Raw genomic sequence first — 23,192 nt, forward strand, 5'->3', positions numbered from 1 at the left:
ACGAGCCGTAACCGATCATGTACCAGTGCAAATCTGACGCCTACAGGGTGGGTCGTATCCAGTACAGGGAGGGTCGCATCCAGTGTCGGTGACGTCGTTTACAGATTTTTTCCGCCCCTGGCGGGCCTCTGATACGCAGAAAAACGGCGCAAAACCGGGGCCAGGACGGGACGGCGTTGCTGGGCATGATTGCGTCGGTGTCAGACGTCGGACCCCAAGGCAAAAACCGGATGATGCGGCCATCCCGGCGTTGAGCGTAGCAGCTCCGTCACCGGACGCTTCTGCGCCCGGATGTGCCTGTTCTGGAGGTTTTCGGCAATGGCAATCAGCGTTTTCGACTTGTTCAAAATCGGTATCGGCCCGTCCAGTTCCCACACCGTGGGCCCCATGCGTGCCGCGGCGCTGTTCGTTGAAGCGCTGAAGGCAAAGGCCCTGCTCAATGATGTGCGCCGGGTCGAGGTGCAATTGTTCGGTTCGCTGTCGGCCACCGGCATTGGCCACGGCAGCGACAACGCCGTGATCATGGGCCTGATGGGGGAGTGGCCGGACGCAATCGACCCGTCGCAGATCGGCCCGCGTATCGAGCTGCTGCGTGAAACCCAGACCCTGCTGCTCGACGGTCGCCTGCCGGTGCCGTTCGTATGGTCCCGGGACATGCGCCTGATCGACGAGAACCTGCCGTTCCATCCCAATGCGATGACGCTGGTGGCCGAGGGCGCCGACGGCGAGCTGCACCGTGACACTTATTACTCGGTCGGCGGTGGCTTTGTCGTCGATCAGGCCCAGGCCTCCAGTGGCGTGGTGGATCTGGACAGCACTGAGCTGCCTTACGATTTCTCCAGCGCCGAAGAATTGCTTGAGCTGTGCCGTACCCACAACTTGCGAGTAGCCGAGTTGATGCTGGCCAACGAAAAGGTCTGGCGGTCCGAAGAAGAGATCCGCAGTGGCCTGATGAAACTGTGGCGGGCCATGCAGGATTGCGTCGAGCAGGGCCTCAAGCACGAAGGCATCCTGCCAGGCGGTTTGAATGTGCGTCGGCGGGCGGCCAAGTTGCATCGCAGCCTGCAAGAGCTGAACAAACCCAATGTCATCGGCTCGACCCTCAGCGCCATGGAGTGGGTCAACCTGTTCGCCTTGGCGGTCAACGAGGAGAACGCCGCCGGCGGACGCATGGTCACGGCGCCGACCAATGGCGCGGCGGGGATCATTCCGGCGGTGCTGCATTACTTCATGAAGTTCAGCGAAGCGGTCACCGACGCCAACGTCGTGGATTATTTCCTCGGTGCGGCGGCCGTCGGGATCCTGTGCAAGAAGAACGCATCGATTTCTGGCGCCGAAGTCGGTTGCCAAGGTGAAGTGGGATCGGCCTGCGCCATGGCGGCGGCAGGCCTGGCGGAGATCCTCGGGGCCACGCCGGAGCAACTGTGCAACGCGGCGGAAATCGGCCTGGAACACAACCTCGGCCTGACCTGCGATCCGGTGGGCGGCCTGGTGCAGGTGCCGTGCATCGAGCGCAACGCGATTGCCGCGGTGAAAGCCATCAATGCCGCGCAAATGGCGCTGCGGGGTGACGGCCAGCACTTCATCTCCCTGGACCGGGTGATCCGCACCATGCGTGATACCGGTGCCGACATGCATGACAAATACAAAGAGACCTCGCGCGGCGGCTTGGCGGTCAGTGCGGTGGAGTGCTGATCCAAAGCTCCCACTGCCCTCTTTAGGCCAGCACCTGTGGCGAGGGGATTTATCCCCGTTGGGCTGCGAAGCGGCCCCCTATGGTTTTACAGATGTGTATGAGTCGAGGGCTGCTGCGCAGCCCAGCGGGGATAAATCCCCTCGCCACAAATCCACTCGCCACAAAGAACTAAAACCGCTCGTAAAATGCACACCCACCTCGAAACACGCCACCTTTTAGCGCGTCGCAAACAGACAAGAGACGAACGGTCGGCCCCACCGTCGGGTGCCACGCGACCGTCCGTCGCCGCACTTGTGGTGATACCTGTTGCGCAAGCCCCGCAGCCCAGTTCCCACAAGTGCTACCGATCTGCTCACGGTGCCGCGTGACGGGGCCCTGACACCCGCCAAAGTCCTGATAACCGTCCCTCGAAATACACCTTGAATAGACAGGTCGCGATGTCGTTTTCAGGATTTATTGAACGCGTATTCAATTTAGGCATGACAATTGCTGTAACACTGTAAAGCCCGTCTCCCTCGTGGAGAGCAATGGCAAATAACCCAATAAAAAGAGCCTCCGCCTGAGGCCATCACCCGCTTTGTGTGAGGAGATACCGCGATGACGACGTCCAACTCCGGGGCCCAACCCCAGAACCGTGCGCCTCAATCCATCGGCTTTTTGCTGCTGGACAATTTCACGCTGATTTCCCTGGCGTCCGCGGTAGAACCGCTACGCATGGCCAACCAACTGTCCGGTCGCGAGCTATATCGCTGGACGACCCTCACAGTCGATGGTGGCCAGGTCTGGGCCAGCGACGGCTTGCAGATCACCCCCGACGCCTCGATGCACAAGGCGCCGGCCCTGGATACTGTCATCGTCTGTGGCGGCATCGGCATCCAGCGTACCGTGACCCGCGAACACGTGTCGTGGCTGCAGAGCCAGGCCCGCCAATCCCGTCGCCTCGGCGCGGTTTGTACCGGCAGTTGGGCCCTGGCCTGCGCCGGTCTGCTGGACGGCTTCGATTGCAGCGTGCACTGGGAATGCCTGGCGGCAATGCAGGAAGCTTTCCCACGGGTATCGATGAGTACCCGCTTGTTCACCCTCGACCGTAACCGCTTCACCAGCTCCGGCGGCACCGCGCCGTTGGACATGATGCTGCACCTGATCAGCCGTGATCATGGCCGTGAACTGTCGGCAGCGATCTCGGAAATGTTCGTCTACGAGCGTATCCGCAACGAACAGGATCACCAGCGTGTGCCGCTCAAGCACATGCTCGGCACCAACCAGCCAAAGTTGCAGGAAATCGTTGCGCTGATGGAAGCCAACCTCGAAGAGCCGATCGACCTGGATGAACTGGCGGTGTACGTCGCCGTGTCCCGGCGTCAGCTGGAGCGGTTGTTCCAGAAATACCTGCACTGCTCGCCGTCGCGCTATTACCTCAAGCTGCGGTTGATTCGTGCACGGCAACTGCTCAAGCAGACGCCGATGTCGATCATCGAAGTGGCCTCGGTGTGCGGCTTCGTCTCCACCCCGCACTTCTCCAAGTGCTACCGCGAATACTTCGGCATTCCGCCGCGTGACGAACGCGTCGGTTCCAACACCACGCAGCAGGTGGCGATGATGCCGTTGCCGCAGGCGTTGGTGCTGTCGCCATTGTCCGGCCCGCTGTCGGCGCTGAGCCAGGCACGTAATGAGTCGACGTTTGCCAGTGTGAGGCTCTAGCAGCTTTCTGTGGCGAGGGAGCTTGCTCCCGCTGGACTGCGAAGCAGTCCCAAAACCGGCCTATGCGGTGTATCAGTCAAATGGCATTCGCTGGTTTTACGACCGCTTTGCGGCCGAGCGGGAGCAAGCTCCCTCGCCACAGGGTCAGGCGCTATGGTTCTGCTGGTATTGCATCAACGCCGGCAACAGCTGCTTATCAATCGCCTGGCGCACGGCCGGCAGGATAGTGGCGCTGCTGGTGTACATCTCCTTGACCATCCGCCGCAAATCATTGGCCCGGACGGTGTCCAGCCCCCGCACGGCGCACTCGCACGCCTGCTCGGCGGTGGAGCCGCTGGGTATTTGCAGGCCCAGGGCCTTGAGATGGCCCAGCAGGTCTTCCTGGTCGATCAAATCGGCGTACATCATGACGCTTTTCCTTGTTCAGGGATTGGGGTCGTGTCTCGATTCTGGTAGCCACCCGAAGCGGCGGCAAGGGCAAATGGTCGCAATGTCATGAATGACTATGGAGGCGTCGTTTTCGGCTAACTTGCACGGAGCTGGACTGGGCACACTGACCTCAAGCTGAATCACGATGGTCTGGTCACCCTCGCGCGACAGCTCCTCCAGTAACGCAACCTGCCCCGATCCTGTCACGGCTTGATCGGGGATTTTTTTGCCTGTGAATCAGGGAAAGCTTGGGTGTCTGGCGATGAACGATGACGCGGCCTAGCGCTGCAACACCAGAATCCGCGACAACAACTCATCCCGATCCACATAGCATCCCTGGAAATGCCGGGCCCCGGAGGCCGGGTCGAAGGCATTGCGGGCGTGGAGGGTGCGGCGGTTGTCGAAGCACCAGAGCTGGCCTGGTTCGAGACGCTGTACCAGGCGAAATTGTGGCTCGCGGGTCAGGGCAATGAAGCGGCGGTAGGCGCGGTAAAGCTTGGGCATCTGCTCGACCGTGGTGTCGAACGGCCCGCGCAGGAAGTTCGCCATGCGGATTTCCGAAACCTGGCCGAGGGCGTCCAGCGCGATGATTGGCGCCAGGCAGCGGTAGTCGCTGCGACGGTCCTTGTTGCGAAACTCCACCGGGATCCGGCACAGCGCGTCGAAGGCCTCGGGGTCTTCCTGGCGCAGTGCTTCAGCAATGGCAAACCCGTCGACAAAAATGCTCTCGCCACCGTCGGCGTCATTCACCAGGCAATGCAAGAATTGCAGCCCCGGCTGTAATTCCCGGGTCGGCAAATCACTGTGCAATGGCAGGTTGAAAGCGGTGTAGGCGTTGCTGTCGGCATCGGCTTTGGACTGCACATTGAACAGCACACCGAAGTTGCTCTCGCGAATAAAGGAAATGCGCTGGGCAATCCGTGTCAGCGAGCCGGGTTCGGTGGGTACGCCGCGCACCTGGGTCAGGCCGATGTCGCGCACCGCCAGCAACCATTGCAACAACGCATGGGCATCGTCCATCAGTGCCGGGTAGTCGAACACTGGCAATTGCAGGTCATGCCGCCACAGTTGGCGCCGAGGCTTGTTCGCCAGGCGCTCGGCCCGGGACTGATCATCGTAGGCGTGGGCGCGCAACCAGCCCGGGTCGAAACGGCTCTGGTGACCGTCCTGCCAGTTCACGCACAGGCAGCCTTCGTCGTCGAGGTAGGTTGCGCCGGGGGCAATGTCTTCAGGGACGTCGATGATTTCCAGCACCTGCTCGCGGGTGACGCTGTAGACGCATTGAGGGCAAGGGCAGTTGTCCCGCAGCCACGGGTGATGAAAGGGGCTGGCCCGGCCATCGGCCCACATCACTTGGATCCGGTCGGCCAACGGTGTGACGGCGGTCAATGGGAAGATCAAGGGGTAATGGCGAAAGTCGGCAAAGGCGGCGGCGGTGTTCATGGCGATCTCCTGTTCGCGGCTTATCGGGGGAGAGGCAGGGCGATGATCCGGCCGATGTACAGCGGCGGCGGCAGGTCGGATTGTTCGTCGAGCAGGGCGCCGAGCCGGCCCAGGGTCTGTTCGGTGAAAGGCGCGGAGCGCGGGCCGGCCAGGTCGACGTGCAGTAGCATCTGTTCATTGCCGGCCAACTCTTTATCACCGCCGACCAGATGCAGGCTGTGGTAGAGGTGCAGGCGTTTGGCGTCGTGGCCGATGATGTGCGTGTGTACCTCGACCTGGGCGTCGAGCTTCACTTCGTGCAGGTAGTTCAGGTGCAGTTCGAGGGTGAACAACGAGTGGCCGCTGGCTTCGCGGTTCTGGCTGTCCATGCCGAGCCGGTCCATCAGCGCGTCGGTGGCGTAGCTGAAGATCAGCAGGTAGAAGGCATCGCGCAGGTGGCCGTTGTAATCGACCCATTCGGGGAGGATGCGGGTTTGATAGGTGGTTAGGGTGGGCATGCTGGAACTCCACAAATAGTCGCTGGTGTACACCCTTGTGGCGAGGGAGCTTGCTCCCGCTCGGCCGCGAAGCGGTCGTAAAACCAGCGAATACGATTTGACTGATACACCGCATTTGCCGGTTTTGGGACTGCTTCGCAGTCCAGCGGGAGCAAGCTCCCTCGCCACAGGGGGGGGTTATTCGCTGAACGCCATGCCATGCTTGGCCTTGGTGGCCTTCACCGCCTCCAGCACAGCCAGCAGACAATCGTCACGATAGCGCTCCAGGGCCGAGATGCTATGGCTGCCCAATTGCGCGCTCGTGCCGTCCACCACATCGTCGATCAGTTTTTCGGTCAGCTCTGGCGCTGGCAGGTAGGTCCACGGCAGTTGCAGCGCCGGGCCGAACTGGGCCATGAAGTGCCGCATCCCGGCATCGCCGCCGGCCAGGGTGTAGGTCAGGAACGTGCCCATGAACGACCAGCGCAAGCCGGCGCCAAAGCGGATCGCATCGTCGATTTCCCCCGTGGTCGCCACCCCGTCGTTGACCAGGTGCAGGGCTTCGCGCCACAGCGCTTCGAGCAGGCGGTCGGCAATGAAACCTGGCACTTCCTTGCGCACGTGCAGCGGCCGCATGCCAAGGGATTCGTACACCTGCATCGCCGCCTGTACGGCTTCGGGCGCGGTGTTTTTGCCGCCGACCACTTCCACCAGCGGCAACAGATAGACCGGGTTGAACGGGTGCCCGACCACGCAGCGCTCCGGATGGGTGGCGCCTTCGTAGAATTCGCTCGGCAGCAGCCCCGAGGTACTGGAACCGATCAGCGCGTTCGGCTTGGCAGCGGCACTGATCTGGCCGTGCAATTCGAGCTTCAATTCCAGGCGCTCGGGGGCGCTTTCCTGGATGAAATCGGCGTCGCGCACACATTCTTCGATGGTCGCGACAAAGCGCAGCCGATCCTGCGAGGCGCCAGGGGCCAGGCCCTGTTTTTCCAGCGCGCCCCAAGCGTTGGCGACGCGTTTGCGCAATGCCGCCTCGGCACCCGGCGCCGGGTCCCAGGCGACGACGTCCAGGCCATGGGCCAGGGCCCTGCTGACCCAGCCGCTGCCGATTACACCACTGCCCAGGGCGGCGAAGGTCTTGATGTCGGTGATAAAGCTCATGGTGTTTTCCTAATGATTCGCCGATTCCCTGTGGGAGCGAGCTTGCTCGCGATGACGGATTCCAGGTGCAGCAGATGCCCTGGATGTACCGCCGCTATCGCGAGCAAGCTCGCTCCCACATTTGATCTTGGTGGTCTTGAGACCTGCAGTCACTGCAGATCCAATGTGTACGTTCGGTTCAGCCGCGCTGGGTCAGCCCCATTTTCTTGCGACCTTCAGCCGGGGTGAGCACGCGGGCGCCGAGGCGGCTGAGGATTTCGCCGGCCCGCTCCACCAACTGACCGTTGGTCGCGAGTACGCCTTTGTCCAGCCAGAGGTTGTCTTCCAGCCCGACCCGCACGTTGCCTCCCAGCAGCACGGCCTGGGCGGCCATCGGCATTTGCATGCGGCCGATGCCGAAACCCGCCCACACCGCGTCCGCCGGCAGGTTGTCGACCATGGCTTTCATGGTGGTGGTGTCGGCCGGTGCGCCCCACGGGATACCCAGGCAGAGTTGGAACAGTGGGTTGTCCAGCAGGCCTTCCTTGATCAGTTGCTTGGCGAACCACAGGTGACCGGTGTCGAAGATCTCCAGCTCGGCCTTGACCCCCAGTTCGGTGATGCGCTTGGCGCCGGCCCGCAGTTGCGCCGGAGTGGAGACGTAAATGGTGTCGCCGTCGCCGAAGTTCAGGGTGCCGCAATCCAGCGTGCAGATTTCTGGCAACAACTCTTCGACATGAGCCAGGCGGGTCAGCGGGCCCACCAGGTCGGTGTTGGGGCCGAATTCCATTGGCTGTTCGCCCGCACCGATCTCCAGGTCGCCGCCCATGCCGGCGGTGAGGTTGACGATGATGTCCACGTCCGCTTCACGGATGCGCTCCATCACTTCGCGGTACAGCGCCACGTCACGGCTGAACTTGCCGGTCTGAGGGTCGCGAACGTGGCAGTGAACCACCGTGGCCCCGGCCTTTGCGGCCTCGACGGCGGCGGCGGCGATCTGTTTCGGGGTGACCGGGACGTGCGGGCTCTTGGCGGTCGTGTCGCCAGCACCGGTGAGTGCGCAGGTGATGATGACGTCGTGGTTCATGGTGCGGATTCCTTCAGGCGTGGTAAGTCACTGCGCAGCCCTTTGGTGCTGCGCAGATGGATAGCGGTTGTTCAGTTACTGGTCAGTTTCAGGTTGTCGGCGGCGGGCTTGCCGTCGAAGGTGGTGACGCCTTCGAGCCAACGCTGCTTGTCTTGCGGATGATCCTTGAGCCATTGCCGGGCCGATTCGAGCGGGTCCTTGTGATCGAGCAATGGCTGCATCATCCGGCTTTCATCTTCGGCGCTGAACGTCAGGTTGCTCAGCAGGCGACCGACGTTCGGGCATTGTTGGGCGTAGTCCGGCGCGGTGACGGTCCACACGGTGGCCATGCCTTCGTTCGGGCCGAGGGCGTCGTCGCTGCCGGTGAGGTAGGTCATTTGCACGTTGACGTTCATCGGGTGCGGCGCCCAGCCGAAGAACACCACGGCTTCCTTGCGCCGCACGGCGCGGTCCACGGCGGCGAGCATGCCGGCTTCGCTGGACTCGACCAGTTGGAATTTGCCCAGGCCGAACTGGTTCTTGGCGATCATCGCCTTGATCTGGGTATTGGCGCCGGAGCCCGGCTCGATGCCGTAGATCTTGCCGCCCAGTTCTTTTTCGAATTTGGCGATGTCGGCGAAGGTTTTCAGGCCCTTGTCGGCCAGGTAGGTCGGTACCGCCAGGGTGGCGCGGGCGTCCTTGAGGCTAGGCTGCTCTAGCACTTTGACCTGCTTGGCCTCGACGAACGGGGTGATGGTCTGGGTCATCAGCGGGTTCCAGTAACCCAGGAACAAGTCCAGGCGCTGGTCGCGGATGCCAGCGAAGATGATTTGCTGGGAGGCGCTGGTTTGCTTGGTCTTGTAGCCGAGGCCGTCGAGCATCACTTGGGTCAGGGCGCTGGTGGCGATGACATCGGTCCAGTTGACCACGCCCAGGCGCACGTTCTGGCACGCGGCGGGCTCGGCAGCCATGGCGGCGCCATTGAGGAAAGTGGTGCCGCAAAGTGCAAGTACACAGGAGCTGATCAGTCGTTTCATGTCGGGTTCCTCGGCAGCTTATTGTTATGGGTTCCGGCATCTGCGCACCGGTGATGCCAAGTTACGCAGCCCGGCGCCTGGCAAAACGCACAGCGGCGACGTGCTCTTGCACTGCAGCGACTCTTGAATGGGCCTTGCAACTGGCGTATCAAGGTCCGCACGCTACCCGCCAACCGAGTGCGCTCCATGTCCCAGGATTTCTACTTTTTGTTGATGCCGGGTTTTTCGGCTATCGGTTTCATTTCGGCCATCGAGCCGTTGCGGGTCGCCAATCGGTTTCGTGGCGAGCTGTACCGCTGGCATGTGCTGAGTGTCGATGGCGGGCCGGTGCTGGCGAGCAATGGCATGTCGGTCAACGCCGATGCCGCACTGGAGCCGCTGAAGAAGGGCGCGACCCTCTGGGTGGTGGCCGGGTTCGAACCGCTCAAATTCGCCACCCCGACGCTGGAGCGCTGGCTGCATCGGCTGGACAACGAAGGTGTGACCCTGGGCGGCATCGACACCGGCAGCGTGGTGTTGGCCGAGGCGGGGCTATTGGAAGGGCACCGCGTGACCTTGCATTGGGAAGCGATCGAGGCGTTCAAGGAGTCTTATCCGCAACTCAGCGTGACCCAGGAACTGTTCGAGATCGACCGTCGCCGCATTACTTGCGCGGGCGGCACGGCTTCCATCGACCTGATGCTGGACCTGATCGGCCAGGCCCACGGTTCGGAACTGGCGATCCAGGTCAGCGAGCAGTTCGTGCTCGGCCGCATCCGTCCGCGCAAAGATCACCAGCGCATGGAAATCGCCAACCGCTATGGCATTCGCAACAAGAAGCTGGTGCACGTCATTGGCGAGATGGAAACCCACAGCGAACCGCCCCTGAGCACCTTGGCACTGGCCGAATCCATCGGCGTCACCCGGCGCCAACTCGAACGCCTGTTCCGCCTGCACCTGAACGACACCCCGAGCAACTTCTACCTGGGGCTGCGCCTGGAGAAGGCCCGGCAGTTGCTGCGCCAGACCGACATGAGTGTGTTGGAAGTGAGCATCGCCTGCGGCTTTGAGTCGCCGTCGTACTTCACCCGCAGCTATCGGGCACGGTTCGAGCGATGCCCGCGGGAGGATCGGCGACGGCAGGGGGATGGTCGGGAGCTGGTTTGACAGGCTTTTATACTCAATTATACTCGCGACTATAAATTATACCTGTCGCCATAATTGAGTATAAAACCATGTCCAAGCACCCCGGTTTTGTCTTCCGGCGCCCCGATCTGGCCCGCAATATTGTCGATGGGCTGGCCGGCGCCGGGATCCAGGATTACACCTCAGGCCTGTTCCTGGCCGCGCCAAGGCGTACCGGAAAAAGTACGTTCCTGCGCGAAGACCTGATTCCCGAATGCGAGACGCGAGGTTGGCTCGCGGTCTACGTCGACCTTTGGGCCAACAAGGAGAAGGACCCTGCCGACCTGATCGCCTCGGCCATCGCCGGGGCACTGGTGCCTTATGAAAAGGGCATCCGCAAGCTCGCCAAATCCATGGGCATCGACAAACTCAGCTTCTTGCGCACGTTGTCCTGGGATTTCAGCCAGCCGCAACTGCCCGAAGGGGCGACGCTGACCCAGGCGCTGGAGCTGTTGCACCGTGCCGCGGGTAAAACCGTGGTGCTGGTGATCGACGAAGCCCAGCATGCCTTGACCACCGAGGCCGGGGTCAACGCGATGTTCGGCCTCAAGGCTGCCCGCGACCAGCTCAACCAGGGACGTGAGGGGGATGCCAGCGGCCTGCGGCTGGTGTTCACCGGCTCCAATCGCGACAAGCTCGCGCACTTGGTATTAAGCCGCAACCAACCGTTCTACGGGTCCAGCATCACGCCGTTTCCGTTGCTGGGCAAAGCCTTCACCCAAGCCTATACCGCTCATTTGAACGCGCACCTGGCCCAGACCAACCAGTTCAACGCCGATGATCTGGACCAGGCTTTTGAGTTGGTTGGGCGCCGTCCAGAGATGTTGCGCAGCGTCATCGGCGAAATTGCCCTGGAACTGGGTGAGGCGAGCCAGTTGGGTGACTTGCTGCGCAACAGCGCTGAAATGCTGCGCGCCGGCGTCTGGACCGAGTTCGAGAGCGCCTGGAACGCCCTGACGGTGCCGCAACGCGCCGTGCTTCAGGTCATGGCCGAGCGCTCGCAAAACAACGAACCCTTCGCGCCCTTCACCGATTCAACGCTGGAGGCGGTGGGCAAGGTGCTGAGGATTATGGGAAGCGAAGTCGTGCCCGGTACCCAGACCATCCAATCCTGTATTGATGCGCTGCGTGACAAGGAACTGGTGTGGAAGTCCAACCGTGGTGGTTATGCACTGGAGGACAAGGCGTTTGCCGATTGGTTGAAGGGGTATCGCAAGCAACATTGAACCTGGGAATACATTCTGTGGCGAGGGAGCTTGCTCCCGCTGGGTGGCGCAGCCGCCCCAAACCAGGCGCCATGGTGCAACAGGTAAACCCTGCAAAACCGGTCTACGACTGCTGCGCAGCCGAGCGGGAGCAAGCTCCCTCGCCACAGGTATTGTGTTCGGCTGGAAAAGCTCTATTTCTTCATCAATGCCGAACACGCCGCCTTGTATGCCTCATGTTGATATTTGTTCAGCGTCGCCGGCAAGGCGAAGTCATGTTTCTTGTGCTGCGCGTTGAGGGTCTGCGGTGACAGCAGCGTCACCTCGCAGCCTTCCAGCAACTGGAATATCCCCTCGATCTTGAACGTGGTCGGTCCGCCGGCGAACTCGCCTTTCTTGCTGCGCTTCTTGATGGCGATGCGTTCGATGCCATGCTCAGCCACGAAAGTCCGTACCTGGGCGGCAAACGCCTTGACGTTGGCGGCTTCGTCATCGTCGTCCAGGGTGATTTTCTTGGTGTTCAGGGCGACGTGGGTCAGTGTCTGCTGTTCCAGCGAGGCAATGGCGATGATCGCTTCGCTGCCTTTGATTTCGATGCCGCAAATGATCATTGGAACCCTTGATGCCCGGAGGTGTGGAATTGCAGTTTATCCATCTTGGTCTGGAACGCCGCTCTGATTTTTTCATCTGCGGCCCACTCAGTTCATGCTTTGGCGCAGATCGAGCATGATCTTGTCGAAGTAATCGACTCGGATGACGCCGAAGCGGGGGTATTCGAAGTCCAGGATCACATACAGCACGCAGACCATGACCGCCGCGTAACCCAGGCTGTGCAGCCAGTTGCGCCGCTTTGCACCGGCCATGCCATAGCCGATCAGCAGGGCGCTGATCAGGGCCATGGTCACCAACATCAGGTAGATGACCAGCGGTGGGTGGGTTTCATGGGCCACGGCGCGGGTGGTGGTGATATCGATCATTTCATTTTGTGCCTGCAGCACACTGACCCCCAGGGTCGGAGTGGGCATTTGCTGCAGAGCGGCGATCGTGCGTTTCCAGATGATCTGTTGCAAGTCACTGGCGCGATCATGGGCGGCTTCGTCGAGTTCGTCTTCGCGCAGGTCGCGGTAATACTCGATGCGGGCGTCGACATAGTCCTTGAACGCCTGGCGCACGGCCGGTTGCTCGCTGGCCGGTAGCAGGTCCAGGCGTAGCCAGGCGGTGCCCATGGCATTGGTTTCGGCAACGATCAGCGCGCGCCGTTGATCCAGGCGTGTGGCTGCGCCAGAGAAGGTAAAGGCAATCAGGAGTGCCAGCAGGCCGAACACCGCGCCTTCTATTGCACCAATGCCTTGGCGGGCGCCCTCCGGGTCTTGGGCCAGGTGACGGTTGCCGATCCGGCGACCGGCCTCGATGCCCAGCACAATGGCAATGAAAATGGCCGCGCCGTAGAAGGGCAGGGCGGTAAGAGCGTGCATAAGAGAATCCCCGCAAAGCCAAGCGTGGCGTCATCCTAGGATTCTCTTTGTGATCCGCCTACTGTCAGAGTTGACAGGAGGCGGGGGCGGGAACGACCTCTCTGAGGTCAATCCTGCCCAATCGACTCCAAAAACTCCGACCGATCATCGCTCACCTGGGCCATGCAGTCGTTTTCGGCGATCTTGTAGGCTTCGCTGCCGGGTTTGGCCGGGAAGGCGGCGATGGCGCAATCGGCGTCGCGTTGTTTGAGCCACAGTTGTTGGGCGGTCTTGACCTTGGCGGTGATGTCGTTGAGTTGCGCCTTGTCGCTGGCGTAGCGGGTTTGCAGGCGCTCAAAGAGGCTTTGCAGGTTTTCATTGAGCAACTGTTCAGCGGCGGTCTTGCCGTAGGCCGAGCAGGCCAGGGTCTGGACGTCGTTTTCAACTTCGTCGCAGGGGTTGGGTTCGGTGTCTTCGGTCGCATGTGCGACGGTGCTGATCAGTGCCAAAGCCAGGAAGAGTGATTTCATTGCGTTGCCGCTCAAGTCCAGTGAAAACCAGTGATGCGGCGGATTCTGGCGCAACCGTCGGGTAAAGAACAGACGGGCAGGATGGGCCTGTTGTAGTCCATTGTCGTGGATTGACGCTTTCGGCAATTCCCCTGTCGTTTTTGCACCGGGTCGCCACGGCCCTCAGGCATATGCTGGCCCCAAAGCGCCGGCAGACGATTCGGCGCATGAAATCCGATAAAAGGGGACTGCCTGATGAGCCCAGCCGAATTGCACGCCGACAGCATCGTTATCGACGGGCTGATCATTGCCAAATGGAACCGCGAACTGTTCGAAGACATGCGCAAGGGCGGCCTGACCGCAGCCAACTGCACCGTGTCGGTATGGGAAGGCTTCCAGGCCACCATCAACAACATCGCAGCCAGCCAGAAACTGATCCGCGAAAACAGCGATCTGGTGATCCCGGTGAAAACCACCGCCGACATCCGTCTCGCCAAGGAACAGGGCAAGACCGGCATCATCTTCGGCTTCCAGAACGCCCATGCCTTCGAAGACCAGCTCGGCTACGTCGAGATCTTCAAGCAGCTCGGCGTCGGTGTGGTGCAGATGTGCTACAACACCCAGAACCTGGTGGGCACCGGTTGCTACGAGCGCGACGGCGGCCTGTCGGGCTTCGGTCGTGAGATCGTCGCCGAGATGAACCGGGTCGGCATCATGTGCGACCTGTCCCACGTTGGTTCCAAGACCTCCGAAGAGGTCATCCTCGAGTCGAAGAAGCCGGTCTGCTATTCCCACTGCCTGCCGTCCGGCCTGAAAGAGCACCCGCGCAACAAGTCCGATGAAGAACTGAAGTTCATTGCCGATCACGGTGGCTTTGTCGGCGTGACCATGTTCGCGCCGTTCCTGGCCAAGGGCATCGATTCGACCATCGACGACTACGCCGAGGCCATCGAATACACCATGAACCTCGTCGGTGAAGACGCCATCGGTATCGGCACCGACTTCACCCAGGGCCACGACCAGGCGTTCTTCGAGATGCTGACCCACGACAAGGGCTACGCCCGTCGTCTGACCAGCTTCGGCAAGATCATCAACCCCCTGGGCATCCGTACCGTGGGCGAGTTCCCGAACCTCACCGAGACGCTGCTCAAGCGCGGTCACCCTGAGCGGGTGGTGCGCAAGATCATGGGTGAGAACTGGGTCAACGTCCTCAAAGACGTCTGGGGCGAATAACCGCCGCCGCACCGCTGAATCCTTTACCTGCGGCCTTGTGCGCCGCAGGCAATACCACGCATTTCCGGAGTCAAGTTTTCATGGCCAAAATCGCCCCCCAACTGCCTATCGAAGTCGACAGCGAAACCGGTGTCTGGACCTCCGACGCCCTGCCGATGCTCTATGTGCCGCGTCACTTCTTCGTCAACAACCACATGGGTATCGAAGAAGTCCTGGGCGCCGACGCCTACGCCGAGATTCTCTACAAGGCCGGCTACAAATCCGCCTGGCACTGGTGTGAAAAAGAAGCCGAATGCCATGGCCTGGAAGGCGTCGCGGTGTTCGAACACTACATGAAGCGCCTGTCCCAGCGTGGCTGGGGCCTGTTCAAGATCCAGGACATCGACCTCGACAAAGGCACCGCCAGCGTCAAGCTCGAACACTCGGCGTTCGTCTACGTGTACGGCAAGGTCGGGCGCAAGGTCGACTACATGTTCACCGGCTGGTTCGCCGGCGCCATGGACCAGATCCTCGCCGCTCGTGGCAGCAAGATCCGCACCGTGGCCGAGCAGGTCTACGGCGGTTCCGAAGAAGGCCACGACGACGGCCTGTTCATCGTCAAGCCGTTGTAAGTCGAGGATCGCGCCATGGCTTTTGAAGCAATGTTCCAGCCGATCCAGATCGGCAAGCTGACCATCCGCAACCGCGTGCTCAGCACCGCGCACGCCGAGGTCTACGCCACCGACGGCGGCATGACCACCGACCGGTACGTGAAGTATTACGAAGAGAAGGCCAAGGGCGGCATCGGCCTGGCGATCTGCGGTGGCTCGTCGGTGGTTGCCATCGACAGCCCGCAGGAATGGTGGAGCTCGGTGAACCTGTCCACCGACCGCATCATCCCGCACTTCCAGAACCTGGCTGACGCCATGCACAAGCATGGCGCCAAGATCATGATCCAGATTACCCACATGGGCCGTCGCTCGCGCTGGGACGGTTTCAACTGGCCGACCCTGATGTCGCCGTCCGGTGTGCGTGAGCCGGTGCACCGCGCCACCTGCAAGACCATCGAGCCGGAAGAAATCTGGCGGGTGATCGGCAACTACGCCCAGGCGGCGCGCCGGGCCAAGGCCGGTGGCCTGGACGGTGTCGAACTGTCCGCCGTGCACCAGCACATGATCGACCAGTTCTGGAGCCCGCGGGTCAACAAGCGTACCGACGAATGGGGCGGCAGCTTCGAAGGCCGCATGAAGTTCGGCCTGGAAGTGCTGAAAGCCGTACGCGCCGAGGTGGGTGACGACTTCTGCGTGGGCATGCGCATCTGCGGTGACGAATTCCACCCGGACGGCTTGTCCCACGAGGACATGAAGCAGATCGCCAAGTACTACGACGATACCGGCATGCTGGATTTCATCGGCGTGGTGGGTTCGGGTTGCGATACCCACAACACCCTGGCCAACGTCATCCCGAACATGAGCTATCCACCGGAGCCGTTCCTGCACCTGGCCGCTGGCATCAAGGAAGTGGTCAAGGTCCCGGTGCTGCATGCGCAGAACATCAAGGACCCGAACCAGGCCACGCGGATCCTGGAGGGCGGTTACGTCGACATGGTCGGCATGACCCGCGCCCACATCGCCGACCCGCACCTGATCGCCAAGATCAAGATGGGCCAGATCGACCAGATCAAGCAGTGCGTCGGTGCCAACTACTGCATCGACCGCCAGTACCAGGGCCTGGACGTGCTGTGCATCCAGAACGCCGCGACGTCCCGTGAATACATGGGCGTGCCGCACATCATCGAGAAGTCCACCGGGCCGAAACGCAAGGTGGTCGTAGTGGGGGCCGGCCCAGCGGGGATGGAAGCGGCGCGTGTGGCCGCCGAACGTGGGCACGACGTGACCCTGTTCGAGAAAAAAGAATTCATCGGTGGGCAGATCACCACGGCTTCGAAAGCCCCGCAACGGGACCAGATCGCCGGTATCACCCGCTGGTTCCAACTGGAGCTGGCGCGGTTGAAAGTCGACCTGCGCCTGGGCGTGGCGGCGGATGCGGCAACCATCATGGACTTGCGTCCGGACGTGGTGGTGCTGGCCGTCGGCGGCCATCCGTTCCTGGAGCAGAACGAGCACTGGGGCGCCGCCGAAGGGCTGGTGGTCAGCAGTTGGGACGTGCTCGACGGTAAGGTCGCGCCAGGCAAGAACGTGCTGGTCTACGACACCATTTGCGAGTTCACCGGCATGTCGGTGGCCGACTTCCTCGCCGACAAGGGCAGCCAGGTGGAGATCGTCACCGACGACATCAAGCCGGGCGTGGCCATTGGCGGGACCTCGTTCCCCACCTACTACCGCAGCATGTACCCCAAGGAAGTGATCATGACCGGGGACATGATGCTGGAGAAGGTCTACCGCGAAGGCGACAAGCTGGTGGCGGTGCTGGAGAACGAATACACCGGGGCCAAGGAAGAACGCGTGGTGGACCAGGTGGTGGTGGAAAACGGCGTGCGTCCGGACGAAGAAATCTACTACGCGCTCAAGGAAGGTTCGCGCAACAAGGGCCAGATCGACGTCGAAGCCCTGTTCGCGATCAAGCCTCAGCCGTGCCTGGAGCAGAGCGGCGATGGCTACCTGCTGTTCCGCATTGGCGACTGCGTGGCCCAGCGTAATACCCACGCCGCCATCTACGACGCCCTGCGGTTGTGCAAGGATTTCTAACGGATTACCACCATTACCTGTGGCGAGGGAGCTTGCTCCCGCTGGGCTGCGAAGCAGCCCCAATCATCAGTCGAGAAGCATCAGGTTTACGCCTGGGGCTGTTTTGGGAGTGCTTCGCGCTCCAGCGGGAGCAAGCTCCCTCGCCACAAGTAGGTGCGTCGCTCTCACTGGCGCGCACATGATCCTGCGTCTTTGGGAGCAACACCTATGCTGAACACCCTTCTTCCTATCCTGCTGTTCGCCGCTTTGGGCCTCGCGGTCCTCGGCGCCTTGCGGCGGGTGAATATGTGGCGCCGGGGGCGACCGTCCAAGGTCGACCTGATCGGCGGCCTCTTCGCCATGCCCAAGCGCTACATGGTGGACTTGCACCATGTGGTGGCGCGGGACAAATACATTGCCAACACCCACGTGGCCACGGCCGGTGGTGCGGTAGCGTCGGTGGTGCTGGCGATCCTGGTCCACGGGTTTGGCCTGCATAACCGCTTCCTCGGCTACGCCTTGCTGTTGATGACGGCCGTCATGTTTGTCGGTGCGATCTTCGTCTATCTGCGTCGGCGCAATCCGCCGGCCCGTTTGTCCAAGGGCCCATGGATGCGCCTGCCGAAGAGCCTGTTGGCCTTCTCGGCATCGTTCTTCCTGGTGACCCTGCCGGTGGCGGGGATCCTGCCGGAGAACTTCGGCGGTTGGCTGGTGGCGGCGGTCCTGGGTGTCGGTGTGCTGTGGGGCGTCTCGGAACTGTTCTTCGGCATGACCTGGGGCGGGCCGATGAAGCACGCCTTCGCCGGTGCCTTGCACCTGGCCTGGCACCGCCGCGCCGAGCGTTTTGGCGGCGGTCGTTCCACCGGGCTCAAGCCGTTGGACCTGAACGACCCAGCGGCACCGCTGGGCGTGGAGAAACCCAAGGATTTCACCTGGAACCAACTGCTGGGCTTCGACGCCTGCGTGCAGTGCGGCAAGTGTGAAGCGGCCTGCCCGGCGTTTGCCGCGGGCCAGCCGCTGAACCCGAAAAAACTCATCCAGGACATGGTCGTCGGCCTGGCCGGTGGCACCGATGCGAAGTTCGCTGGCAGCCCATACCCGGGCAAACCCGTGGGCGAACACGGCGGCAATCCTCATCAGCCGATCGTCAATGGCCTGGTGGACGCCGAGACGCTGTGGTCCTGCACCACCTGCCGGGCCTGCGTCGAGGAATGCCCGATGATGATCGAGCACGTCGATGCCATCGTCGACATGCGTCGTCACCTGACCCTGGAAAAAGGCGCCACGCCAAACAAAGGTGCCGAGGTCCTGGAAAACCTCATCGCCACCGACAACCCAGGTGGCTTTGCCCCGGGCGGGCGGATGAACTGGGCGGCGGATTTGAACCTGAACCTGCTCAGCGAGAAGAAATCCACCGACGTGCTGTTCTGGGTCGGCGACGGTGCCTTTGACATGCGCAACCAGCGCACCCTGCGGGCGTTCGTCAAAGTGCTCAAGGCGGCGAAAGTCGACTTCGCCGTGCTCGGCCTCGAAGAACGCGACAGCGGCGACGTGGCCCGGCGCCTGGGTGATGAGGCGACGTTCCAGCTGTTGGCCAAACGCAACATCCAGACCCTGGCCAAATACAGCTTCAACCGCATCGTCACCTGTGACCCCCACAGTTTCCACGTACTGAAAAACGAATACGGCGCCTTCGATGGCAACTACCTGGTGCAGCACCACAGCACCTATATGGCGGAAATCATCGACGCCGGCGCCCTGAACCTCGGCCAGCACAAGGGCGACAGCGTGACGTATCACGACCCGTGCTACCTGGGCCGCTACAACGGCGAATACGAGGCGCCGCGCCAGGTGCTGCGCGCGCTGGGTATCGAGGTCAAGGAGATGCAGCGTTCCGGTTTCCGTTCGCGTTGCTGCGGCGGTGGCGGCGGTGCGCCGATCACCGACATCCCGGGCAAGCAGCGGATCCCTGACATGCGCATGGAAGACATCCGCGAAACCGGCGCCGAACTGGTGGCCGTGGGTTGTCCACAGTGCACTGCGATGCTCGAAGGTGTGGTCGAGCCGCGGCCGATGATCAAGGACATCGCCGAACTGGTGGCCGACGCGCTGCTGGAAGACGCGGCCCCGAGCAAACCGGTGATCCCGGTCAAACGTGAACCCGCGGAGGTGCATTAATGAGCGACATCATCCGCCGCGACCCTCGCGCCGAGTGGATCGCCCGCAACCGCCTGCACCCGCTGCACGCGGCCATGCAACCGGTGCAACACAGCTGGATGGGCCCCAACGGCGTCATTCGCAAGAATGTCCATGGCATCGGTTTCATCGGTCCCAACGGCATCAAGCGCATCGACCGCAGCGGCGCCCAGCAGGGAGGCGCGAGCAAGCGTACTGCCGCCGTGGAAGTGCAATTGCCGCTGCATCAGGTGCCGCAACCGGCGTTCTACATCAGCGTGGTGCCGGACATGGTCGGGGGCCGCTTGAGCAGCCACGACCGCGATCTGTTGGGCCTGGCCCATCAGCTCGCAGGTACGGACGGTGCAGTGCTGGCGGTGGTCTTCGGCGAGCACAAGGAAAACGCCTTCGCCACGGCCGGTGTCGACCGCTTGCTGGTGCTCGATGGCGAGGAATTCAGCGGTTATGCACCGGAACAACGGGTGCAAGGCCTGCGGGCTGTGGATAACCAGTTCAGCCCACGCCATTGGCTGTTGCCTGACAGCCGCACCGGTGGCGGCGAACTCGGCCGGCGCTTGGCGGCGGCCCTGGGTGAACGCCCGGCCACGCGGGTCTGGCAGGTCAAGGGCGAAGAGTGCATCGGCCGCGCCGGTGCCGGCCTGCAAGACCTGGCCCGGCCATTGGCGCGCTTGATCCTGGCAGCGGCCGAATGCGCTGAACCGGTCAGCGAAACCCGCCACGAAGCCTTGCCGGTGGAGTTATCCACAAGCGTGGCCCGCAGCCTGTCGCGTATCGAAGACCTCGGCGCGGTGGCGGTGGACCCGGGGGCGATCCCGATGGCCGAGGCCGAATTCATTTTCTCCGGCGGCAACGGCGTCAAGGACTGGGCACTGTTCCACCAGACCGCAGCGGCCCTGGGCGCCACCGAGGGCGCTTCGCGAGTGGCGGTGGACGACGGCTTCATGGCCCGCGATCGCCAGGTCGGTGCGTCCGGCACTTGGGTTACGGCGCGGGTCTACGTGGCCGTGGGGATTTCCGGGGCAATCCAGCACCTGCAGGGCATTGGCGCCTGCGACAAGGTGGTGGCAATCAACCTCGATCCAGGCTGCGACATGATCAAACGGGCAGACCTGTCGGTGATCGGTGACAGCGCGGCGATTCTCCAGGCCTTGATCGCGGCGGTAGAGGCTTACCGCAACGAAGCCAAGCGCGATGCGGCTTAAGAAGGATAAGTTGATGAGTACCCAAGTGATCAGCCTCGTGTCCATCGGCGCCCACCCCACTTCCGGGCGCCCCCGGCGCGCTGAACAGGACGCCCGGGCCGTGGAGCTGGGCCTGCAACTGGCCGGCAGCGACCTGCAAGTGCTGCACGCCGGCGACGTGGCCGAACCGGCCCTGCGCGCCTACCTGGGCATGGGCCTGGATGAATTGCACGTGCTGGAAAACCCCGTCGGCGCCGACGCCCTGCCGGCCCTGACCGATTACCTGCGTGATGCCGGCGCCCAAGTGGTGCTCACCGGTAGCCAGGCGGAAACCGGTGAAGGCTCGGGCATGCTGCCGTTCCTGCTGGCCGAGAATCTCGGTTGGCCGCTGGTGGTGGGGCTGGCCCAGGTCGAATCCATCGACGGCGGTGTGGCCCTGGTGCTGCAAGCCTTGCCTCGCGGCCAACGGCGTCGCCTGAAAGTGCGCCTGCCGTTCCTGGCTACTGTGGATAACGCCGCGCCCAAGCCGCGGCAAAGCGCCTACGGCCCGGCCCGGCGCGGGGCGTTGCACGCTGAAGAGGTGGAGGTGCTCGATGACACCTTGCTGGCGGTGGCGACCCTGCAACCGGCCAAGCCACGCCCCAAACGCTTGAAAGTGATCAAGGCCAAGAGCGGCGCCGACCGCATGAAAGCCGCCACGGCCAAGGCCAGTGGCGGAGGCGGGCAGGTGCTCAAGGGCGTGAGCCCTGAGGCCGGGGCCGAGGCGATTCTCAAGCTGTTGATTGAGGAAGGGGTTGTTCGCTAAACCCAGGAACACCTGAGTCCCCCTGTGGGAGCGAGCAAGCTCGCTCCCACAGGGGGTCATGTGTTTGCCCGCCGTTGCTGTGCGCCTCTGTGGATAACCTGTCCGGCTCCGCCGCAAAGGCCATCCAGGCCTGCGCTCAAAACACCCGCCTGACCTGCTGCAACATCCGGCCATAAAACCACTGGCCTGGCGGGTTGCCGCGTCTCACGCCTGTGGGTAAAAAAGGTCGTTTCATCGCCAATGGAGTCCCCTCAATGGAAGTAGCAATTCGTCCGGCCTTGCCCACGGATACACACGAGATCGCTCGTTTGTTCCGGATCTCCTCGGAGGGGGCATCGGATTACATCTGGAGCCAGCTGGCGGAGCCAGGCCAGGATCTCCTTGACGTGGGCGCCGCGCGTTATGCCCGGGAAGATGTCGATTTTTCCTACCAGAACTGCCTTGTCGCCGAGGCCAACGGCCAGGTCATTGGCATGATGCACGCTTATGTGACGCGTCATGATCCACAGGCGGCCCCCGTGACAGACCCGGTCCTGGCGCCCTACGCCGACATGGAAATCCCCGACACCCTCTATATCTCCAGCCTGGCCCTCCATGAAGGTTGGCGCAACAAGGGGTTGGGCGTGCGCTTTCTCGAGCGGGCGCAGCAGCGTGCCGATCAGTTGGAGCTCAAGGGCCTGAGCTTGATCGACTATGCCGCGAACACCGGCGCCCGGCGCTTTTACGAGCGCCATGGCTTCAGCATCGTCAAGACCTGTCAGGTTGTCCCGCACCCGATGATTCAGGTGACGGGCGCCGCCTACCTCATGCATCGGCCTTGACCGGTACGGCGCAAACCCTGGCGCGGGGCACAGGTTGGCCCGGTCCCACAGGTAAGTATGGGGTTACCCACAATCCCTGTGCGCGCCTCTGTGGATAACCTGTTCGCCCCTCGCGGTACACCACGCCAATCGGGCCCTCCAGGGCAGTGCTCAAAAAACAGACAGGCTAACCTACGGTTTTTCATGGGTTTTGTGTGTGAATAAGCTCGGGTGCATAACAACACTTGCCCCCAATCTCTGTTGGCGCTTCTGTGGATAAGATGTTCGCTCTACGCTGCAAGCCAGACGAACCGGGGGCTTCCGTGGGCTGGTCATAAAATGATCAAACAGCCCTTTTTATCAGGAAAACCTCCGTGAAACCGCGATTTACAAGCCGTCAGAAGGGTTTTCCACAGAATCGTCAAAACTACCCCCAAACACTGTTGGCGCTTCTGTGGATAAGGTGTTCGCTTACCGCCACACGCCTTGCCAGGCATGGCTTACAGGTATTTGATCAGAAAACAACCGATGGGCCGGTAAAACCGTCATTGTTCATAAGTCACGGTTTTTATTCACTTTGTCGGTGGAAAAATGCCGGACATACACGTACTTGTCCCCATTTGCTGTGGGTGGTCATGTGGATAACTTGTTCGCCAAACGCTGCAAGCCACGGCGGGCATAGCGCAAATCGTGATAGATCAAATTTCATACAGTTCTAAGTCATACCCTTGACGAGGGTCTGTGGGCTGTCTTCACTCCATGGCACAAGGACATCGCTCATTTATCCACATCAGGTTCAGGGAGAACACATGATGGATAGCCAACCCCCTCGCTCGTATTCATTTTCTCCTGCGACGTGCGTCCCGACGCGTCCCACCTCGTTGCCCAAACGGCCCGCTCGCCGCGCCGTCAATCTGCGTGCGCGGCTATAGCGCCCCAGCAGGTTCCCGCGTTTCCCCGTAACACCGCTGACTGCCGCTCGAACCCG

The 23,192-nt window shown here is 62.1% G+C and carries 20 protein-coding genes; 11 read left to right on the forward strand and 9 right to left on the reverse strand.

What is annotated here, in order from left to right; all coding sequences use genetic code 11:
- Positions 1 to 318: 318 nt before the first annotated feature.
- Both BM300_RS20375 and BM300_RS20380 read left to right on the forward strand, forming a co-directional pair.
- Positions 319 to 1,695 (forward strand): L-serine ammonia-lyase, encoded by a 1,377-nt coding sequence (locus tag BM300_RS20375; protein ID WP_092146280.1) that lies wholly within the window; start codon positions 319 to 321, stop codon positions 1,693 to 1,695.
- A gap of 598 nt (positions 1,696 to 2,293) precedes the next feature.
- Positions 2,294 to 3,397, forward strand: a complete 1,104-nt coding sequence (locus BM300_RS20380; RefSeq protein WP_003177576.1) for a choline metabolism transcriptional regulator GbdR — start codon at positions 2,294 to 2,296, stop codon at positions 3,395 to 3,397.
- Positions 3,398 to 3,541: 144 nt separating this feature from the next.
- On the opposite strand, the gene BM300_RS20385 is transcribed toward BM300_RS20380, so the two are convergent.
- From BM300_RS20385 to BM300_RS20415, 6 genes are all read right to left on the reverse strand, one after another.
- Positions 3,542 to 3,805, reverse strand: a complete 264-nt coding sequence (locus tag BM300_RS20385) for a hypothetical protein (protein ID WP_018612353.1) — start codon at positions 3,803 to 3,805, stop codon at positions 3,542 to 3,544.
- 300 nt (positions 3,806 to 4,105) lie between these two features.
- Positions 4,106 to 5,269, reverse strand: coding sequence for a gamma-butyrobetaine dioxygenase (locus BM300_RS20395; protein WP_063324029.1), 1,164 nt, complete (start codon positions 5,267 to 5,269; stop codon positions 4,106 to 4,108).
- Positions 5,270 to 5,289: 20 nt separating this feature from the next.
- Positions 5,290 to 5,766, reverse strand: a complete 477-nt coding sequence (locus tag BM300_RS20400) for a thioesterase family protein (protein ID WP_072342209.1) — start codon at positions 5,764 to 5,766, stop codon at positions 5,290 to 5,292.
- 177 nt (positions 5,767 to 5,943) lie between these two features.
- Positions 5,944 to 6,909 (reverse strand): L-carnitine dehydrogenase, encoded by a 966-nt coding sequence (locus tag BM300_RS20405; RefSeq protein ID WP_092146283.1) that lies wholly within the window; start codon positions 6,907 to 6,909, stop codon positions 5,944 to 5,946.
- A gap of 178 nt (positions 6,910 to 7,087) precedes the next feature.
- A complete protein-coding gene (locus BM300_RS20410) occupies positions 7,088 to 7,975 on the reverse strand; it encodes a 3-dehydrocarnitine:acetyl-CoA trimethylamine transferase CdhC (protein WP_092463800.1) in 888 nt (295 codons plus the stop codon).
- A 71-nt stretch (positions 7,976 to 8,046) separates the two neighbouring features.
- Complete coding sequence (locus BM300_RS20415; protein ID WP_072342223.1) at positions 8,047 to 8,991, reverse strand: choline ABC transporter substrate-binding protein; 945 nt, start codon at positions 8,989 to 8,991, stop codon at positions 8,047 to 8,049.
- Between the two features lie 186 nt (positions 8,992 to 9,177).
- Between BM300_RS20415 and BM300_RS20420 the strand changes: the two genes are divergently transcribed.
- Complete coding sequence (locus tag BM300_RS20420; protein ID WP_092463802.1) at positions 9,178 to 10,137, forward strand: GlxA family transcriptional regulator; 960 nt, start codon at positions 9,178 to 9,180, stop codon at positions 10,135 to 10,137.
- A gap of 68 nt (positions 10,138 to 10,205) precedes the next feature.
- Positions 10,206 to 11,381: an ATP-binding protein gene (locus tag BM300_RS20425; RefSeq protein WP_092463804.1), complete on the forward strand. Its 1,176-nt coding sequence runs from the start codon at positions 10,206 to 10,208 to the stop codon at positions 11,379 to 11,381.
- Between the two features lie 173 nt (positions 11,382 to 11,554).
- On the opposite strand, the gene BM300_RS20430 is transcribed toward BM300_RS20425, so the two are convergent.
- The 3 genes from BM300_RS20430 to BM300_RS20440 all read right to left on the reverse strand — a co-directional run bounded on the left by BM300_RS20430 (position 11,555) and on the right by BM300_RS20440 (position 13,344).
- Positions 11,555 to 11,971, reverse strand: a complete 417-nt coding sequence (locus tag BM300_RS20430; RefSeq protein WP_092463807.1) for a DUF3010 family protein — start codon at positions 11,969 to 11,971, stop codon at positions 11,555 to 11,557.
- An 87-nt stretch (positions 11,972 to 12,058) separates the two neighbouring features.
- Positions 12,059 to 12,835 (reverse strand): bestrophin-like domain, encoded by a 777-nt coding sequence (locus BM300_RS20435; protein ID WP_092463810.1) that lies wholly within the window; start codon positions 12,833 to 12,835, stop codon positions 12,059 to 12,061.
- A gap of 107 nt (positions 12,836 to 12,942) precedes the next feature.
- Positions 12,943 to 13,344: a lysozyme inhibitor LprI family protein gene (locus BM300_RS20440; protein ID WP_092463813.1), complete on the reverse strand. Its 402-nt coding sequence runs from the start codon at positions 13,342 to 13,344 to the stop codon at positions 12,943 to 12,945.
- Positions 13,345 to 13,578: 234 nt separating this feature from the next.
- Between BM300_RS20440 and BM300_RS20450 the strand changes: the two genes are divergently transcribed.
- The 7 genes from BM300_RS20450 to BM300_RS20480 all read left to right on the forward strand — a co-directional run bounded on the left by BM300_RS20450 (position 13,579) and on the right by BM300_RS20480 (position 22,225).
- Complete coding sequence (locus BM300_RS20450) at positions 13,579 to 14,556, forward strand: dipeptidase (RefSeq protein WP_063324039.1); 978 nt, start codon at positions 13,579 to 13,581, stop codon at positions 14,554 to 14,556.
- 80 nt (positions 14,557 to 14,636) lie between these two features.
- A complete protein-coding gene (locus BM300_RS20455) occupies positions 14,637 to 15,167 on the forward strand; it encodes a 4-vinyl reductase (RefSeq protein ID WP_003177589.1) in 531 nt (176 codons plus the stop codon).
- A gap of 15 nt (positions 15,168 to 15,182) precedes the next feature.
- Positions 15,183 to 17,243, forward strand: coding sequence for a dimethylglycine demethylation protein DgcA (gene dgcA / locus BM300_RS20460; protein ID WP_047230382.1), 2,061 nt, complete (start codon positions 15,183 to 15,185; stop codon positions 17,241 to 17,243).
- 207 nt (positions 17,244 to 17,450) lie between these two features.
- A complete protein-coding gene (gene dgcB, locus BM300_RS20465) occupies positions 17,451 to 19,400 on the forward strand; it encodes a dimethylglycine demethylation protein DgcB (protein ID WP_092463819.1) in 1,950 nt (649 codons plus the stop codon).
- Positions 19,400 to 20,620: an electron transfer flavoprotein subunit alpha gene (locus BM300_RS20470; RefSeq protein ID WP_092221467.1), complete on the forward strand. Its 1,221-nt coding sequence runs from the start codon at positions 19,400 to 19,402 to the stop codon at positions 20,618 to 20,620. Before dgcB ends, BM300_RS20470 begins: the two co-directional genes overlap by 1 nt.
- 13 nt (positions 20,621 to 20,633) lie before the next feature.
- Complete coding sequence (locus BM300_RS20475) at positions 20,634 to 21,404, forward strand: electron transfer flavoprotein subunit beta (protein WP_063324042.1); 771 nt, start codon at positions 20,634 to 20,636, stop codon at positions 21,402 to 21,404.
- 254 nt (positions 21,405 to 21,658) lie between these two features.
- Positions 21,659 to 22,225, forward strand: coding sequence for a GNAT family N-acetyltransferase (locus BM300_RS20480; protein WP_092221469.1), 567 nt, complete (start codon positions 21,659 to 21,661; stop codon positions 22,223 to 22,225).
- Positions 22,226 to 23,192 lie beyond the last annotated feature (967 nt).

Source organism: Pseudomonas sp. NFACC46-3 (assembly GCF_900114515.1).
GTDB classification, from domain to species: domain Bacteria; phylum Pseudomonadota; class Gammaproteobacteria; order Pseudomonadales; family Pseudomonadaceae; genus Aquipseudomonas; species Aquipseudomonas fluorescens_Q.

Bases quoted from the DNA above. Each gene is read 5' to 3' on its own strand.
- BM300_RS20375 (WP_092146280.1), top strand. From the start codon at position 319: ATGGCAATCAGCGTTTTCGACTTGTTCAAAATCGGTATCGGCCCGTCC.
- BM300_RS20380 (WP_003177576.1), top strand. From the start codon at position 2,294: ATGACGACGTCCAACTCCGGGGCCCAACCCCAGAACCGTGCGCCTCAA.
- BM300_RS20385 (WP_018612353.1), bottom strand. From the start codon at position 3,805: ATGATGTACGCCGATTTGATCGACCAGGAAGACCTGCTGGGCCATCTC.
- BM300_RS20395 (WP_063324029.1), bottom strand. From the start codon at position 5,269: ATGAACACCGCCGCCGCCTTTGCCGACTTTCGCCATTACCCCTTGATC.
- BM300_RS20400 (WP_072342209.1), bottom strand. From the start codon at position 5,766: ATGCCCACCCTAACCACCTATCAAACCCGCATCCTCCCCGAATGGGTC.
- BM300_RS20405 (WP_092146283.1), bottom strand. From the start codon at position 6,909: ATGAGCTTTATCACCGACATCAAGACCTTCGCCGCCCTGGGCAGTGGT.
- BM300_RS20410 (WP_092463800.1), bottom strand. From the start codon at position 7,975: ATGAACCACGACGTCATCATCACCTGCGCACTCACCGGTGCTGGCGAC.
- BM300_RS20415 (WP_072342223.1), bottom strand. From the start codon at position 8,991: ATGAAACGACTGATCAGCTCCTGTGTACTTGCACTTTGCGGCACCACT.
- BM300_RS20420 (WP_092463802.1), top strand. From the start codon at position 9,178: ATGTCCCAGGATTTCTACTTTTTGTTGATGCCGGGTTTTTCGGCTATC.
- BM300_RS20425 (WP_092463804.1), top strand. From the start codon at position 10,206: ATGTCCAAGCACCCCGGTTTTGTCTTCCGGCGCCCCGATCTGGCCCGC.
- BM300_RS20430 (WP_092463807.1), bottom strand. From the start codon at position 11,971: ATGATCATTTGCGGCATCGAAATCAAAGGCAGCGAAGCGATCATCGCC.
- BM300_RS20435 (WP_092463810.1), bottom strand. From the start codon at position 12,835: ATGCACGCTCTTACCGCCCTGCCCTTCTACGGCGCGGCCATTTTCATT.
- BM300_RS20440 (WP_092463813.1), bottom strand. From the start codon at position 13,344: ATGAAATCACTCTTCCTGGCTTTGGCACTGATCAGCACCGTCGCACAT.
- BM300_RS20450 (WP_063324039.1), top strand. From the start codon at position 13,579: ATGAGCCCAGCCGAATTGCACGCCGACAGCATCGTTATCGACGGGCTG.
- BM300_RS20455 (WP_003177589.1), top strand. From the start codon at position 14,637: ATGGCCAAAATCGCCCCCCAACTGCCTATCGAAGTCGACAGCGAAACC.
- dgcA (WP_047230382.1), top strand. From the start codon at position 15,183: ATGGCTTTTGAAGCAATGTTCCAGCCGATCCAGATCGGCAAGCTGACC.
- dgcB (WP_092463819.1), top strand. From the start codon at position 17,451: ATGCTGAACACCCTTCTTCCTATCCTGCTGTTCGCCGCTTTGGGCCTC.
- BM300_RS20470 (WP_092221467.1), top strand. From the start codon at position 19,400: ATGAGCGACATCATCCGCCGCGACCCTCGCGCCGAGTGGATCGCCCGC.
- BM300_RS20475 (WP_063324042.1), top strand. From the start codon at position 20,634: ATGAGTACCCAAGTGATCAGCCTCGTGTCCATCGGCGCCCACCCCACT.
- BM300_RS20480 (WP_092221469.1), top strand. From the start codon at position 21,659: ATGGAAGTAGCAATTCGTCCGGCCTTGCCCACGGATACACACGAGATC.